16 protein-coding genes are annotated in these 15,140 nt (G+C 43.7%); 8 read left to right on the top strand and 8 right to left on the bottom strand.

Annotation, left to right across the window (positions count from 1 at the left end):
• The first annotated feature begins 102 nt into the window (after window positions 1-102).
• The gene (locus tag DFP80_RS09275; protein ID WP_206610573.1) at window positions 103-612 is read left to right on the top strand and encodes a chemotaxis protein CheW; all 510 of its coding nucleotides are present in this window, start codon (window positions 103-105) and stop codon (window positions 610-612) included.
• 119 nt (window positions 613-731) lie between these two features.
• Here DFP80_RS09275 and DFP80_RS09270 read toward each other — a convergent pair whose 3' ends face one another.
• Entirely contained in the window at window positions 732-2,030 is a 1,299-nt protein-coding gene (locus DFP80_RS09270; protein WP_113916525.1) for an inosine/guanosine kinase, read from the bottom strand.
• Between the two features lie 87 nt (window positions 2,031-2,117).
• Here DFP80_RS09270 and DFP80_RS09265 point away from each other — a divergent pair, with 87 nt between their 5' ends.
• Both DFP80_RS09265 and trxB read left to right on the top strand, forming a co-directional pair.
• Window positions 2,118-2,870, top strand: coding sequence for a HesA/MoeB/ThiF family protein (locus tag DFP80_RS09265; protein ID WP_113916524.1), 753 nt, complete (start codon window positions 2,118-2,120; stop codon window positions 2,868-2,870).
• Between the two features lie 162 nt (window positions 2,871-3,032).
• Window positions 3,033-3,986 carry a thioredoxin-disulfide reductase gene (gene trxB / locus DFP80_RS09260; protein ID WP_113916523.1) on the top strand — a complete coding sequence of 318 codons (954 nt, stop codon included), beginning with the start codon at window positions 3,033-3,035 and terminating at the stop codon, window positions 3,984-3,986.
• Window positions 3,987-4,075: 89 nt separating this feature from the next.
• On the opposite strand, the gene ppa is transcribed toward trxB, so the two are convergent.
• Window positions 4,076-4,606 carry an inorganic diphosphatase gene (gene ppa, locus DFP80_RS09255; protein ID WP_113916522.1) on the bottom strand — a complete coding sequence of 177 codons (531 nt, stop codon included), beginning with the start codon at window positions 4,604-4,606 and terminating at the stop codon, window positions 4,076-4,078.
• A 208-nt stretch (window positions 4,607-4,814) separates the two neighbouring features.
• Between ppa and ihfB the strand changes: the two genes are divergently transcribed.
• The 5 genes from ihfB (at window position 4,815) to DFP80_RS09230 (ending at window position 7,922) form a co-directional block, all read left to right on the top strand.
• Entirely contained in the window at window positions 4,815-5,123 is a 309-nt protein-coding gene (gene ihfB / locus DFP80_RS09250) for an integration host factor subunit beta (protein WP_113916521.1), read from the top strand.
• A 74-nt stretch (window positions 5,124-5,197) separates the two neighbouring features.
• Window positions 5,198-5,521 carry a LapA family protein gene (locus DFP80_RS09245; protein ID WP_113916520.1) on the top strand — a complete coding sequence of 108 codons (324 nt, stop codon included), beginning with the start codon at window positions 5,198-5,200 and terminating at the stop codon, window positions 5,519-5,521.
• Window positions 5,518-6,705, top strand: coding sequence for a lipopolysaccharide assembly protein LapB (lapB, locus tag DFP80_RS09240; RefSeq protein WP_241560216.1), 1,188 nt, complete (start codon window positions 5,518-5,520; stop codon window positions 6,703-6,705). The genes DFP80_RS09245 and lapB overlap by 4 nt, the downstream gene beginning before the upstream one ends.
• A 59-nt stretch (window positions 6,706-6,764) precedes the next feature.
• Window positions 6,765-7,472 carry an orotidine-5'-phosphate decarboxylase gene (pyrF, locus tag DFP80_RS09235; protein WP_113916519.1) on the top strand — a complete coding sequence of 236 codons (708 nt, stop codon included), beginning with the start codon at window positions 6,765-6,767 and terminating at the stop codon, window positions 7,470-7,472.
• A 135-nt stretch (window positions 7,473-7,607) separates the two neighbouring features.
• Entirely contained in the window at window positions 7,608-7,922 is a 315-nt protein-coding gene (locus DFP80_RS09230) for a ComEA family DNA-binding protein (protein WP_113916598.1), read from the top strand.
• Between the two features lie 163 nt (window positions 7,923-8,085).
• On the opposite strand, the gene DFP80_RS09225 is transcribed toward DFP80_RS09230, so the two are convergent.
• From DFP80_RS09225 to DFP80_RS09200, 6 genes are all read right to left on the bottom strand, one after another.
• Entirely contained in the window at window positions 8,086-8,859 is a 774-nt protein-coding gene (locus tag DFP80_RS09225; RefSeq protein WP_113916518.1) for an IclR family transcriptional regulator, read from the bottom strand.
• Between the two features lie 105 nt (window positions 8,860-8,964).
• A complete protein-coding gene (locus DFP80_RS09220; protein WP_113916517.1) occupies window positions 8,965-10,461 on the bottom strand; it encodes a CoA-acylating methylmalonate-semialdehyde dehydrogenase in 1,497 nt (498 codons plus the stop codon).
• Between the two features lie 40 nt (window positions 10,462-10,501).
• A complete protein-coding gene (locus DFP80_RS09215; RefSeq protein ID WP_113916516.1) occupies window positions 10,502-11,659 on the bottom strand; it encodes an iron-containing alcohol dehydrogenase in 1,158 nt (385 codons plus the stop codon).
• 21 nt (window positions 11,660-11,680) lie between these two features.
• Window positions 11,681-13,030 carry a TRAP transporter large permease gene (locus tag DFP80_RS09210; protein WP_113916515.1) on the bottom strand — a complete coding sequence of 450 codons (1,350 nt, stop codon included), beginning with the start codon at window positions 13,028-13,030 and terminating at the stop codon, window positions 11,681-11,683.
• 8 nt (window positions 13,031-13,038) lie between these two features.
• Complete coding sequence (locus tag DFP80_RS09205) at window positions 13,039-13,632, bottom strand: TRAP transporter small permease subunit (protein ID WP_113916514.1); 594 nt, start codon at window positions 13,630-13,632, stop codon at window positions 13,039-13,041.
• Window positions 13,633-13,707: 75 nt separating this feature from the next.
• Window positions 13,708-14,781 (bottom strand): TRAP transporter substrate-binding protein, encoded by a 1,074-nt coding sequence (locus DFP80_RS09200; RefSeq protein WP_113916513.1) that lies wholly within the window; start codon window positions 14,779-14,781, stop codon window positions 13,708-13,710.
• Between the last annotated feature and the right edge of the window lie 359 nt (window positions 14,782-15,140).

Raw genomic sequence — 15,140 nt, 5'->3', positions numbered from 1 at the left:
TTACTTAACTTTGCTCGTAGGCTCATCATGGTTTGTTTAGACTAGACAAAGCTTGTGATGAGTTCTACATTACTCTTATTAAATTGAATATGGATGTGAGCCATGTCTGAATTAACACCTATTAAAGAAAATGGGAAAGCCTTAGCGGAATCGAAAAAAGGCGAGTTGTTACAGTACCTAACTTTTAAACTGATTGACGAGACTTATGGTATTAACGTCATGCAGATTAAAGAAGTGTTACGTTATAGTGAAATCGCTCCGGTTCCAGGTGCGCCTTCTTATGTATTAGGTATTGTTAATTTACGTGGTAATGTCGTGACGGTTGTCGATACTCGAGTACGTTTTAGTTTGCCTGAGTGCACTATTACAGATGACACTCGAATTATTATTATCGAGCACGATGGCGAGCAAGTTGGTTTGCTTGTTGATGCTGTCCAAGAAGTATTCTATTTATACCAAGGTGAGATTGAGCAAAGTCCTAGCGTTGGTAATGATGAGGCCTTGATGTTTATCCAAGGTGTTTATCAGAAAGAAGAAGAGTTGGTTATTTTGCTTGAGCTTAACCGTATGTTTGAACGCAATGATGCACTTGGCATCGAAGCGATGAGTTAAGCGAGTAAATTCTTTTTGAGCGGCTCTTTTATTGAGTGAGCATAGAAAAAAACCATGCCGTTTGAGCATGGTTTTTTTTTATGTCTAAAAATGATGCTTTAGGTTACCTAGCCGGAAGCTTATCTTTCCCAATAAGCTTCTTCTAGGCTGTCTTCTCGTTCAGGTAATCCTCTGGATAAACGTGATGCGTTCTGAGCTAGTATTTCATAACTGACACGGTTGGAGTATTTGCAGATCTGAGCAAAAGAAGAATAGGCTAAAAAGGGGGCTAAATGCTTGCTGGAATTTGGAATCGCTTCTTTGTGGAAGTGATTCGCTGAAATATCATGTAGCAATGCGGACAGTGCGCCATCACCCGCGCCATTGGTGTTACGGATTTTTTCAGGCCCACCCATGTAAGGATCGATATGAGAAAAGACTTTTACCGGTTGTTTACAGACTTCTCGCAGCATGGGGCGGCTGAACTCCCAGCGATTGAAATCGGCCAAGCTGCCAGATTTAATCGGATTGGTGGTTTCGCGTTTTAGCTCGTCATCAGTGTGGCCACATAAATACATGCCATCTGGGCCGGCTGTCAGCAAAACAATATCAACATAATCTAGAATAGCACTGGCGGCTTGCAATGGATCAGGTAAGCCTGTTAATGCTTCGGCTTCCAGTTCGTTCATTGCTAAAACATTGACGTGTTTTTTGATGATCTCAAGTAATTCGTCTCTGTTTTCTTCTACTAGATGCTTGGTGCCTAATGTCAGAACCGTTGGGACCTGATTGTTGTGAGCATATTCCAAGGCTTTTAGCATGGCTTTTTTGATAGGTTTGCCTTGATGGCGTAATGGGTAAGCACAAGTTACCAGTGCTGCACCGCCAGCTATTATGTGCTCTGGGATGTGGTCTACATCCAGTTCATCCATGTCACCAGGCGCAATCGCAAAGGTACGTTCGCCATCAGGTGTAATTAGTGTAATACCACGGCCAATGTCCCCAGGAACGCCTTGTAAGTGATTCATATCGACTTTGCTGCTGGTATGGCAGATATAATGGTAAGCTGGTGAGCCTAAGGTGATATTGGCTGACATAACGCCCAGTAGAACGGATTTATCATCGGCTAGCACGGAATAGTTGTGTATGGTGTTGCCAATGGTGCCGCCAGCAAAGTGGTCTGAGATACTGTTTTGTGCCGTTAATTCGTTATAAATAGCGGAGGCTGTGTCGGTATCGACAAGATTGGACAATCCTTTTTGGATATTAAATGTCTTTAGAAATTGATCAGAGACATTGGCGACCACGTCGACAATGGTTTCGTCTAAGCCAACAATATAAGTGTCTTTATCGGGTCTAACTTCCGATGTAGGCAAAACGGGCTTTGGTTGGGAAACAGGAAAGTAGTGTTTAAGTTTGCGTCTGCCTGGAAACTTCATATTGGTGCTCGTGGATAAGATAATTAAGCGAGTTTAGCAAAGAATTGACCAGTCGGGCAGGATAAGCAGAAAGAAAGTAAGGTGAAAATGAACGAATCAGAGTTAGATCGTTATAGTCGTCAGTTATTATTGGCCAATTTTGATATTCAGGGGCAGCTCAATCTTGCCAAAGCAAAAGTGCTGGTTATTGGCTTGGGTGGGCTTGGCAATATTGCTGCTACTTATTTGGCTGCGTCTGGTGTTGGTCATCTGACTTTGGCGGATGGCGATCAATTAGAGAGTAGTAATCTGCCACGCCAAGTGCTTTATGACGAGAGTCAGGTTGGTCTGAACAAGGTAGAAGCTGCTGCGAAGCAAATTGCTCTCAAAAATTCGGCGGTCAAAGTAGAGGTGATTACGCATAAATTGGCGGACGCTTCTTTACTAAAAGCGGTCGAGCAAGCGGACGTTATTTTGGACTGCACCGATAATTTCACCGCTAGGCAAGCTATCAATCGCGCTTGTTTGTCTCTTAAAAAACCATTGGTCAGTGCGGCTGCAATTCGTTGGGAAGGGCAATTGGTGAGCTTTTTATATCATCAGCAATCTACACCTTGTTACGAGTGTTTGTATCCGTCATTGTCGGATCAGCAGCTCAGTTGCAACGAAAGTGGCATTGTCGCTCCTGTGGTGGGCTTGCTAGGTGTGTATCAGGCACTTGAGGCGCTGAAGTTGGCCAGCGGCTGCGGGGCAGTGAAACATGGCGTGCTGAGGTTATTTGATGGTTTTGAAGGGAGTTGGCGTGAGATGCGTTTAACTCAAGATCCTGAATGCGCGGCTTGTTCACACGAAATGAGTTAAATGGCTGAAATCAGTTAGATGCTTGAAAACTGATAGATAGTCCCTATTTTAGTAATTAATATTTTTCTCTAAGAATTTCAGTAGATTTTCGTTAGAATCCACCACAGACTTTTCGCCGACCGTTTTTGTGTCAGGCAAGCATTCATTTACAGGAGCAATAACATGAGCGATGTGAAACACGCTAAATTAATGATTTTAGGTTCTGGCCCAGCGGGTTACACAGCGGCTGTTTATGCAGCTCGTGCGAACCTTAATCCTGTGATGATTACAGGTATGCAAATGGGCGGTCAATTGACGACGACGACCGAGGTTGATAACTGGCCAGGTGATGATCAAGGTGTGCAAGGTCCTGAGCTGATGGAGCGCATGCGCAAACACGCTGAACGTTTTGAAACAGAAATCATTTTTGACCATGTTAACAAAGTTGACTTGAAGAATCGTCCATTCCGTTTGGAAGGTGACAGCGGCGTTTATACTTGTGATGCCTTGATTATTTCTACTGGCGCCAGTGCTCAATATTTGGGGCTTGAAAGCGAAACAAAATTTATGGGCCAAGGCGTGTCTGCTTGCGCAACATGTGATGGTTTCTTTTACCGTAACCAAGATGTAGCGGTAATCGGTGGTGGTAATACTGCTGTTGAAGAAGCGCTTTACCTTTCTAACATAGCGAAAACCGTTACCGTTATTCACCGTCGTGATAAGTTCCGCTCAGAAAAGATTCTAGCAGACAAATTGATGGAAAAAGCGAAAAACGGTAATGTGAAAATTGAGTGGCACTCTGAGCTAGATGAAGTTCTAGGTGATGATGCGGGTGTAACTGGTGTTCGTATCAAAAATAGTCAAACAGGCGAGAAAAAAGAGTTAGCCGTTGCGGGTTTGTTTGTTGCGATTGGCCACAAGCCAAACACAGATATTTTCCAAGGGCAGCTTGAAATGAAAGATGGTTACTTGACTGTGCAGTCTGGTACGCAGGGTAATGCGACTCAAACAAGTATTGAAGGTGTTTTTGCGGCAGGGGATGTGTCTGATCATATTTACCGCCAAGCAATTACGTCAGCGGGAACAGGCTGTATGGCGGCGTTGGATGCTGAGCGTTTCTTGGATTCTCAAGAATAGTTTTCTCGAGATTGATTAGCAAAAGTCCTAAATAAAAAAACCGATCTTTAGATCGGTTTTTTTATGTCTATATAATTTGCGTGAACAAATTACTGAGCGTTGTAAGCTTCTACACCTTCAACGATGGCTTTTTTCGCTTCTTCTGCGTTTGCCCAACCTTCTACTTTTACCCACTTGCCTTTTTCAAGAGTTTTGTAGTTTTCGAAGAAATGTTCGATTTGATCACGTAGCAATTGTGGAATATCGTTCACATCTTGGATATGACCGTATTCTTTGCTTAGTTTCTCATGAGGAACCGCAACCAATTTAGCGTCCATACCTGCTTCGTCAGACATATTGAGCACACCGACTGGGCGGCAGCGAATAACAGAACCAGGAACAACCGGGTAAGGTGTGATAACCAATACGTCAACTGGGTCGCCGTCGTCTGCTAAAGTATGATTTACATAACCATAGTTAGCTGGGTAAAACATAGGTGCTGTCATGAAACGGTCGACAATTAGAGCGTCCATGTCTTTATCAACTTCGTATTTTACAGGGTTCGCTTGTGCTGGGATTTCGATGATAACGTTGATGTCGTTTGGTGCATCTTTGCCTGCAGGTATTTTACTATAGCTCATTATTATTTCTTCCAATGTATTAAATATGGACGATATTATAAAAGCTAGACAGCTTCTATGCTAGTTGTGGAACGCATCCATTCGTAATATTCGCTATTCAGATCGAATTAAATGAGTAAAAATAGTCTTAAAATGCGTTAACTTATTGCTTTCTTTCTGAATTTAGCTAGTCTTACACAGTGATCAAATTATAGTCGCGAGGACAGTAATGACAAAATCTGAGCTGATAGAGCTGCTAATCGATCAGCAATCCCATTTACCAGTGAAAGATGTGGAACAAGCAATTAAAGCAATGCTTGAACATATGTCTGATTCTTTGGCAAATGGTGAGCGCATTGAGATACGAGGCTTTGGTAGTTTTTCTCTACATTATCGAGCACCTAGAATAGGTCGAAATCCTAAAACGGGTGAGTCTGTTGAGTTGAGCGCAAAATATGTACCTCACTTTAAACCGGGTAAAGAGTTGAGAGAGCTAGTCAATTTACCTGAAGGTGCAGATATTAACGAACTTAACTAATTTACGTCTTATGCCTCGAAATCTTTGAGCTACCACGGCATAATAACGCCATTCTATTTTTGGTAGGTTGTTTTATGCTTAAATGGCTGAAAAGAGTTACTTACACTGTACTCGTTATTTTCTTTCTCGCCGTGGGTGTGTTTTTTGCCATCCGTAATCCACAACTTATTCCTCTTGATCTTGTTTTTTGGCAAGCTCCCGAATTAAGTGTTGCCCTCTATATCATTTTATCTTTTACCGTAGGAGCTTGTGTGGCTCTTTTAGTCAGCTCTGTTGCGTATTTACGCAGTGAGCGTCAGATCAGGGTGTTGACTCGAAAATATGAGAAAGCACGAGACGAAGTGGATGCCTTACGTAAAGCCTCTATCGCTAAAGAGCTTTCTGTTGGGAAGGAGTGATTGAGTTGACCGAAGTTGGGTTGTTTTTAGTTCTTTTTGTCGCGCTCTTCGTTGGCTGGGCAATGGGGCGTAAAAATCCGACTAAGAAAAATAAACAGGCTAAGAAGAGTATTCCAACAGATTACTTTCGTGGTCTTAATCACTTGCTTAATGATCAGCATTCAGAGGCAATAGATGCCTTTGTTGATTCATTAGAGGTAAATTCAGATACTTTTGATATTCACCTTACATTAGGTAATTTGTTCCGTAAGAAAGGTGAAATACAAAAAGCCATTAATATCCATCAAAATTTACTTGCCCGCCCTGAAATATCACAGCGTGAAATGCGCATGGTGCAACTAGAGTTGGCCAGCGATTTTATGTCGGCAGGTTTGTTAGATAGAGCTGGACGTTTGTTATTAAACATGGCGTCGACTTCACGGAAAAGTGAATTTCAGCCAAAAATACTCGCTTTGCTTGTAGATCTTTATGAATTTGAACAAAGCTGGGATAAAGCCATTCAAATTGGCTCTGAGTTAATAAAAGAAACACCCACGAAAAAAGAAATTAAGCGCTTGGCGCATTTTCATTGTGAAATGGCGCAAGAGCTACAAAAAAAAGAACAATGGAAATCGGCATTTCAGCATTATAAGGATGCTTTAGAAGTCGATTCTAGCTGTGTTCGGGCAAGCATTGGTGCGGCAGATGTCTTGAATAGTCAGGGGCGTTATCGCGATGCTATCAAAGAGTTAAAGCACGCAGCGGAGCAAGATCCTGAATTTATTTCGATTATCATCCCTAAGCTAAAAGAGTGTTATCAGAAAGTATGGGGGAGTGGCGGCTATATTAAGTTTTTGCAAGAACAGAACCAGAAAAAGCCATCTACGGCGTTAATTATGGCGCTTGTTCAACATTATATGGAAACTGATAAAGATTATGCCGAAATGTTCTTGGTTGACCAGCTAAGGCAGCATCCTACTATTAAAGGCTTTAAAGAACTTATTAGCTTGCAGCTTGCTGATTCACAAGGATACAACCAGCAACATTTGGTGGTCTTATTTGAGCTTATAGATCAATTAGTGCAAGCAAAACACAAATACCAATGTCGCCAGTGTGGTTTTCCTGGTCACCAATTACACTGGCAATGCCCAAGTTGTAAAAATTGGGGTGTGGTCAAGCCGATTCATGGTTTGGAAGGCGAATAAAACCGTCTGAACATTGTGAGACTTACAAACGATAGAAACCGAAAGAAAGAGGACACTGAATGAGCTGCCAATCCCCTATAGTGGTTGCCCTAGACTACCCAACCATGGCGCAATCTATTGAGATGGCGAAACGACTTGATCCAAAGCAATGTCGAGTGAAAGTCGGCAAAGAGCTATTTACAACAGCCGGTCCTGTGATTTTGGATGAATTACATCAATTAGGATTTGAGATCTTTCTAGACCTGAAATTTCATGACATTCCGAATACAGTCGCCAATGCAGTGAGTGTTGCTGCAAAAGCTGGTGTTTGGATGGTAAACGTGCATGCCTCTGGTGGTCGTCGCATGATGGAAGCTTCTGCTAATGCATTACAGCAATTGCCTGATAATAAAACCTTGTTGATTGCGGTGACGGTTCTGACCAGTATGGATCAAACTGATCTCGTTGAGATCGGGATCGATGCAACACCTGAGCAACATGTGAAGCGTCTTGCTGCTTTGGCGAAATCTTCTGGAATGGATGGTGTGGTTTGCTCTGCTCAAGAATCCAGTATGCTCTCGACTGATCTAGGTAAAGACTTTGTTTTAGTCACGCCGGGTATTCGTCCTGCAGGTTCTGACCAAGGTGATCAAAAACGCATTATGACCCCCGCTGAAGCTATGGCGGCGGGTAGTCATTATCTTGTGCTGGGGCGTCCTATTACACAGGCGACTGATCCCATTGGAGTACTAACAAAGGCTAATGCTGATTTAGGTGTGATGGTATAAATTGCTAAAGTTGGGTCTTGAACTCTAATTAAAAAGCTTTTACTCTAAAACCACTTATATGTTTCAACCTCGTTGATACTGTAGGTGGTTTTTTATTGGCAAGATGCCATTTTTGATTTTGAAAAGGATTTTTCTATGACGAATTTCAATCGTATTGTTCGTGTTTGTGTTTCTCGCTCACTTCTTATTGTTTCTCTGGCTTTTATGCCCCTCTCGCTTTTCGCTGCAACTCCTTTGGATATTAATACGGCGACGGCTGCTCAGTTTGCCGCAGTAATGTCTGGTGTTGGAGCAAAAAAAGCCGAGGCCATTATTGCTTATCGAGAGGCGTATGGCCGTTTTGAATCCATTGATCAATTATCCCAAGTTAAGGGGATTGGTGACGCGCTTTTGGCTCGTAATAAGGATTTGCTTCGTGTAGTTGGTTCTGATGACAGTTTAGAGGAATAATATGATTAATTTTGACGTCAATTGAAAGTAAGGTATTACGGGCTGACGTTAAGGTTAGTCCCGTCCATGGACTTTGAACTCTTTGGATAAAACACAACCTGGCCACTTTTTATAAAGTTTGTTGTAACAAGGCGGCCAGATTGTGTTTGGTTTTCTATTTTGTTTAATCCTCTTCTTCGGCTAAATTCCCAAGCTCTTTGGCCGCTGCGGTTAAAAAAGGGATGTAGGACAAAAGCTCATCTAAACTTTTTCGAATGACAGGAGCATGACAAAATAAACAGGCAATCAAGCGACCTTGCTGATCTTTGATTGCAACGGAAATAGCCACCATTCCGTCTAAAAATTCTTCATTATCGGTTCCCACGCCAGTGTCTTTGATTTTAATGAGAGCTTGTTCTAATTGATCAGCATTGGTGTAGGTATTTCGAGCATATTGATGGGTTGGCAAGGTGCTGATAATACGATGGCGACGCTCTTTGTTTAATGAGCTTAAGTACAACTTACCACTAGCGGTGCAATTTACTGGTGTATGAATACCAACCGGTAAATGGATCTGTAACGGCCAATTTGTTTGAGCACGATCATAATAGATCATATCAATTCCGTTCGGAATGGATATGCCGCACGTTTCTCCTACTTGCTCAGCTAGCTTTTTTAAAATAGCTTGGCGCTGAGCTTTATAGCGGCTGGCATACAAAACGCCTAAGGCAATAGTATGCAGGCGTTCTGCCGGTACCAACAAACCACGCATGTTGGTTTGTAAGAAGCCATCACTTTCGAGTTGTTGAAGTAGTCGATGTATACTGGGTTTCGGAATGTCTAGAATAACAGATAAATCTGCGGCGCTGAGAGGGTGTTCAGATTTAGAAACCGCTTCAATAATTTCCAGTACGCGAGAGATGCTGGAGCCTTTTTCACGACGTTGTGTGCTGCTCATATTTGATAGAAATCCTTATGCGAATGTCATAAATGACAATGTAGATAATCAAATAATAAGAGTCGAATTAGCGCACCACAAGACTAATTCGACTCAGATGACAGATTACTTCATTGTAGGCATAGAGAAAGTGACGCCTTCACGCACACCTGCTGATGGCCAACGTTGAGTAATCGTTTTGCGTTTGGTGTAGAAGCGGACAGCATCTGGGCCATACGCGTGCAAATCACCAAATAAAGAACGCTTCCAACCACCAAAGCTATGGTATGCAACAGGGACTGGAAGAGGCACGTTTATTCCGACCATTCCAACTTCAATATGATCAGAAAAATATCGAGCGGCTTCACCGTCACGGGTAAAGATACAAGTGCCGTTGCCATATTCATGCTCATTGATGAGTTGCATGGCGGCTTCCATACTTTTGACGCGTATGACTTGAAGTACAGGGCCAAAAATTTCTTCTTGGTAGCTCTGCATGTTAGGTGTTACCTGGTCAATCAAAGTGGCGCCGACAAAAAAACCTTGTTCATAACCGGCTATGTTTGGTTGACGACCATCCACAACAATGCGAGCTCCATCTTGTTCAGCGCTGTTGATATAGCCAATGACTTTCTCTTGATGGGCTTTTGTAATGACAGGCCCAAAATCGTTAGAGGAATCATTAAACGCACCGACTTTTAATGAGGACATCGCATTCTGCATCTTTTCAACTAATGCGTCAGCGGCTGTGTCGCCAACGGCCACGGCCACGGATAAAGCCATACAGCGTTCGCCGGATGAGCCAAATGCGGCTCCAAGTAACTGATTAACTGCGTTATCCATGTCAGCATCGGGCATGACAATGGCATGATTTTTAGCCCCGCCCAAAGCTTGGCAGCGTTTTCCTTGTGCGCTAGCGGTTTGATAAATATATTCAGCAATGGGTGTAGAGCCAACAAAGCTAATCGCTTTAATGCGTGAATCGTGTAATAAAGTATCAACGGCTTCTTTGTCGCCATTTACGACGTTTAATACGCCATCAGGCAAACCAGCTTCTTGCATGAGTTTTGCAAGGTACAATGTGGCAGATGGGTCGCGCTCTGACGGTTTTAAAATGAAGGTGTTGCCCGTTGCGATGGCCATTGGAAACATCCATAAAGGAACCATGGCTGGAAAATTGAAAGGCGTAATTCCGGCGACGACGCCAAGAGGCTGGAACTCGCTCCACGCATCGATGTTCGGTCCTACATTGCGAGTGTGCTCTCCTTTGAGAAGCTCAGGAACACCACAAGCGTACTCTACATTTTCGATACCTCGCTGTAATTCTCCCATTGCATCGTGACTGATTTTGCCATGTTCTTCACCAATCAAACGACAGATTTCATCGGCGTGCTGTTCAAGCAAGTGTTTAAAGTTGAACATAATGCGCGCACGTTTGATAGGTGGGGTATTGCGCCAAGCGGGGTAAGCTTTGGCCGCACTAGCAATGGCTTGCTCAACGGTTGACTGACTGGCGAGTAAAACTTGCTTGTCTGTGTTTCCTGTTGCTGGATTGAAAACGGCTTGATGGCGTTCGCCCTCTGTCTGTGTTTTGCCGTTAATAAAATGACCAATGATTGTCATAAAAATGCCTCGTTGTCTTGTTGTTAGATGATGGTTGGATCTACCACAGTGCGCGATAGAGTTCGATCATGTCAGCTTCCGTTGGCACTCTAGGATTGTTACCAGGAGAACCAGAAGCCTGTGCTTGGCTTGCCATGGTTTCAAGCTTGTCGAAAAACTGTGTTCGATCTATGCCAAATTGCTCGGGGGTCGGTACATTTAGCTCTTCATTAAGCGCCTTTAGTTCGGTTAATAGTTTGGAATTCGCAACCTCTGTAGAGTCTGTTTCCTTTGCTACGCCCATGGCTCTAGCGCAATCTGCATAGCGCTCTGACGCAGCTGGAATAGAATAGGCTGTCACAGTAGGCAATAGCATTGCATTGGATAAACCATGTGGAACATGGAAAAAAGCACCAATTGGACGACTCATGCCATGTACTAATGCGACTGAGGCATTTGAAAATGCAATACCAGCAAGCGTTGAGCCAAGCATCATGGCTTCACGTGCCTGTTGGTTGTGACCATCATGAAAAGCCGTGCGTAGGTTGGGACCAATGAGTTTCATCGCGGATATGGCTTGCGAATCACTGTATTGGCTGGCTTTTTTGCTAACGTATGCCTCAATGGCGTGTGTTAAGGCATCAATCCCTGTATCAGCGGTTGTACGTGGCGGTAAGCTGAGCGTCAGGTTGTAATCAATGAGTGCGGCAACTGGCATGAAGCCAGTACCAACACAGAGCATCTTTTCATCGCAGGTTTCGTCGGTGATGATAGTAAAGCGGGTGACTTCCGATCCCGTTCCAGCGGTCGTTGGAATGGCTATAATGGGCAGTCCAGGCTCAGAAACAACGCGTGGGAATTTATAATCTCGCATTACACCACCATATTTTCCTAACACCGCAATGGCTTTGGCACTATCAATTGGACTACCGCCGCCTATCGCGACCACCGCGTCGTAATTACCATCCGCCACCATTTTGACTCCGGCCATAATGGAGTCTACGGTTGGCTCGGGGACAGTTTCATCAAAAACGTCGAATTCAATTTGGTTGGTGCTGAGGTGACTTGCAATGTCACGAATGTAACCCAGTTTAACCATCATTTTGTCTGTCACAATTAACGGTTTATGACAGTTTAACTCCTTTAAAAGCGTCGGCAGTTCGTGTGAAACGGACGCGCCTACTTGCATGATTCTCGGTAACACGATTTGAGTCGACATAAATGCTCCTTGTTTAGATGATTAGTAGGCAATGGCAGGTAGCCAGGTCACAATGCCTTGCCAATAAAACACGATGAATAATCCAATTATTTGAATCAAAATGAATGGCACCACACCGCGATAAATGTGCCCAAGTTTGATGCCGGCAGGAGCGACACCTTTTAAGTAAAACAAAGCAAAGCCAACTGGAGGGGTTAAGAAAGAAGTTTGTAAGCACACGGCGAACAAAATCGTAAACCACACCAAATCAAAACCGAGGTTGGCCACCACAGGGGCGACTAATGGCAGAATGATGAGGGTGAGTTCTATCCAGTCGAGGAAAAAACCAAGAATAAAGGTGATGAACAGGATGGTTATGACAATGCCTGTCGGGCCGAAAGGTAAGCTAGTCAGAGCTCCTTCAATGATTTCATCTCCCCCTAAACCACGAAAAACCAAAGAGAAAGCGGTTGCTCCAAGCAGCAAGGCAAAAATAAATGCGGTTGTCTTTGTAGTTTCTCGGCCGACCTCTTGAAGTACTTTGAGGTTCAAGCGTCCTTTGCTAAGGGCCAGTAAAGTGGCACCTAATGCGCCGACTCCAGAGGCTTCTGTTGGGGTGGCAATGCCGAAAAAAATGGAACCTAATACCGCTAAAATTAACCCTGTTGTTGGTAGTACTGCTTTAAAGACATTCAGTACAATGTCGAAGGTTACTTTTTCGCTGCCTTCGGGTGCCGGGGCAGCATTAGGTCGCCACCAGGCCACCAGCATGATGTAGGTTACGTATAGCGCGGCGAGTAACATTCCGGGCAAAAGTGCACCTAAGAACAAATCTCCCACAGGGATGCCTATTCGGTCTCCCATCATGACCAACATAATACTGGGTGGAATGAGTATGCCAAGGGTGCCTGTCGCACACACAGTGCCGCAAGCTAATTCCTTGTTATAGCCTTCCTTAAGCATCATGGGGATGCCGAGGACGGCGAGTAGAACAACCGATGCACCTATGATGCCTGTGGAGGCTGCAAGCATAAGCCCAACAAAAGTAACGGTGACAGCGAGACCGCCACGTACGCGACCGAATAAGCGTGCTAAGTTACTCATTAAATCTTCTGCAACACCTGATCGATCTAACATCAATCCCATAAAAACAAACATTGGCAGGGCGACTAATACCCAGTTAGTCATTACCGCCCACATACGAGGAACCGTAATGGAGACATAATTCCAGTCAACGCCAATAAAGGCATCCAGCCAATGATCTGCCGCCATGGACAGTACTGAAAATACTACCGCGATGCCTCCTAAGACCCAGGCAACGGGAAAACCACTAAAGAGGCAACTTATGAAGGTCGCAAACATCAAGGTAGCGAGAATTTCATTGATTTCCATAAGAGCTCCTAAGAGTGTGAAACATTGTTGTTTGAGCGAGGAGGGCGACATTGGCACAATAGGGCCAAGACGCGAGAAAGACGCGCTATAACAGCCAATGCCAACAGAATGAAACCCAACAGCAAGAATGCCTTAATCGCCCAGCGATAAGGTAAGCCTCCGGGTGCTGTGGATACTTCATTGAGTTCCCATGAGTAGCTAATGAAGGGGAGGGCATACCAAATGACGACACCAATAAAAGGCGTTAATAAAAACAACATCCCCAATAGTTCGATCCAAGCTTGAGATCGTAAGCTTAGGCGTTCATGTATTAGATCTACACGAACGTGTTCATCAAAGGTAAAGCAATATGATAAGCCAATGAGCCACCCCACCGCATAAAGGTGCCATTGGAGCTCTTCAAACTCGATACGACCTTCTCCTAATGCGTATCGCATGAAAACATTTAAGATGATGATGCCCATCAAGAGGACCCAAACCCAAGACACAGCATTGCCAATGGTTTTTAATAAAGCGTCAATCCCATTTGATAGTTTGGTGTTGGGCAAATGTGGTTGTTCGACCGCTGAGCCTGTTAAGGCGTTATCAGAGTGAGTGTGCATAATGTCATTTCCTGTCAACAGATCTTAAAGGTCTGCATGTGTTAACGATGAGCTAACACATGCGTTTTTTCTGAGTTATAGATCTGTTGGTAGGTATGCCAAATTACGCCAAGTTTTATATTCTTTGCGGAAAGCTTGTTGAGAATCGTAGATTCGTTTGAAATCAGCATCCTGATCAGAAAGTTCCAGCATGACTTCATCGGTAATCTCTTTCAGGCCCGCTAGCATATCGGGTTTGAGTGCGCGTGTTTTGATGCCTTTTTCTTTTAGCTCGGCCAGAACTTTGCCTTGTAAGGCTTCACCATTCGATAGCGCTCGAAGGGTTCCAGCGGTGCATGCCATATCGATGGTGGCTTGAGTTGATGGGGCTAAGTCATCCCAGACTTCCTTATTGACTACCAAATGAGAGGCCGTGAAAGTCTGATGCCACCCAGGAAAGTAGTTATTTTTTGCGACTTTATCAAATCCCATGATGCGATCGATAGCTGGCATAGAAAACTCTGTAGCATCAATGGCACCCTTTTCGAGCGCAGGGAAAATTTCGCCGCTTGGTATCACGGTCACTGAGGCGCCAGCTCGTTGAAGAACTTTCCCTCCTAAGCCTGCAAAGCGTATTTTTAGTCCTTGTAAATCTTCCATTTTATTAACTTCTTCTTTAAACCAGCCTGCTGTTTCTGGGCCAATTATGCTGCATAAAATGGGGTGGATATTGTGCTTCGCATATAAAGCTTCAGCGAGTTGTTTGCCTTCGCCATCGTACCACCAAGCCGTGTATTCCCATGGCTCCATGCCAAAAGGAACGGCTGATAATAATGCGGATGCTGGAATGCGGCCTTGATCATAACCAAGCCAGGCGTATCCAGCCTTGAGTTGTTTGTTTTTAACGGCTTCTGTGATGTTAAAAGGCGGTACTAGTTTGCCTGGTTCATAGACTTTGAATTGGATGTTTCCATCAGTGGCTTCTTTGATTTGTTTCGCAACGTGTTTAATCGGATCGCCTAATCCAGGAAGGTGTGTTCCAAATACCGCTTGGACTTTCCAGCGGACTTTATCTTCTGCGGCGTAGACCGTGTTGATACTTGTTGCAAGAAGGGATGCGACTGCGGTTGCGGATATAGTTTGCTTAAGCAAAGTTTGAATGCGTGACATGACTGTTTCCTTGTTGGTGTCCAAGCTGAAACTTGGGATTATTTTTATATTTCTACACTCTATCGTCATAACGATACAATATTTATCATTATTAAATAAAATAAAAAAGTCAATTGTTTTTTTGTTGTTATTTCGATTTAATTATTATCAAAATAATAAAAAAGTGTTGGGCTTATGAGTTGTATGCCGAATAAAGTGGGCAAGGTGTTTTGGGGAATCATCGAGGGAAGCGTGTTTCAGAAAGAGGTTGTTATGTGTTGTTTGCTCAAAAATGTGAGAGTGGAAGGGGGGCATTGGTTATATGTTTATCTAGAAACTGCAGAATGAAATTGATGCGGCAAGCGACGTTTTTCTTTTCA

The organism is Marinomonas rhizomae (assembly GCF_003315485.1).
Classification (GTDB): Bacteria; Pseudomonadota; Gammaproteobacteria; order Pseudomonadales; family Marinomonadaceae; genus Marinomonas; species Marinomonas rhizomae.
Note: the sequence above shows the minus strand (reverse complement) of the source record. Positions and strands in the feature narration are given on the sequence as shown.

Coding starts and splice junctions, on each gene's coding strand:
- DFP80_RS09275 (WP_206610573.1), top strand. CDS start 103: ATGTCTGAATTAACACCTATTAAAGAAAATGGGAAAGCCTTAGCGGAA.
- DFP80_RS09270 (WP_113916525.1), bottom strand. CDS start 2,030: ATGAAGTTTCCAGGCAGACGCAAACTTAAACACTACTTTCCTGTTTCC.
- DFP80_RS09265 (WP_113916524.1), top strand. CDS start 2,118: ATGAACGAATCAGAGTTAGATCGTTATAGTCGTCAGTTATTATTGGCC.
- trxB (WP_113916523.1), top strand. CDS start 3,033: ATGAGCGATGTGAAACACGCTAAATTAATGATTTTAGGTTCTGGCCCA.
- ppa (WP_113916522.1), bottom strand. CDS start 4,606: ATGAGCTATAGTAAAATACCTGCAGGCAAAGATGCACCAAACGACATC.
- ihfB (WP_113916521.1), top strand. CDS start 4,815: ATGACAAAATCTGAGCTGATAGAGCTGCTAATCGATCAGCAATCCCAT.
- DFP80_RS09245 (WP_113916520.1), top strand. CDS start 5,198: ATGCTTAAATGGCTGAAAAGAGTTACTTACACTGTACTCGTTATTTTC.
- pyrF (WP_113916519.1), top strand. CDS start 6,765: ATGAGCTGCCAATCCCCTATAGTGGTTGCCCTAGACTACCCAACCATG.
- DFP80_RS09230 (WP_113916598.1), top strand. CDS start 7,608: ATGACGAATTTCAATCGTATTGTTCGTGTTTGTGTTTCTCGCTCACTT.
- DFP80_RS09225 (WP_113916518.1), bottom strand. CDS start 8,859: ATGAGCAGCACACAACGTCGTGAAAAAGGCTCCAGCATCTCTCGCGTA.
- DFP80_RS09220 (WP_113916517.1), bottom strand. CDS start 10,461: ATGACAATCATTGGTCATTTTATTAACGGCAAAACACAGACAGAGGGC.
- DFP80_RS09215 (WP_113916516.1), bottom strand. CDS start 11,659: ATGTCGACTCAAATCGTGTTACCGAGAATCATGCAAGTAGGCGCGTCC.
- DFP80_RS09210 (WP_113916515.1), bottom strand. CDS start 13,030: ATGGAAATCAATGAAATTCTCGCTACCTTGATGTTTGCGACCTTCATA.
- DFP80_RS09205 (WP_113916514.1), bottom strand. CDS start 13,632: ATGCACACTCACTCTGATAACGCCTTAACAGGCTCAGCGGTCGAACAA.
- DFP80_RS09200 (WP_113916513.1), bottom strand. CDS start 14,781: ATGTCACGCATTCAAACTTTGCTTAAGCAAACTATATCCGCAACCGCA.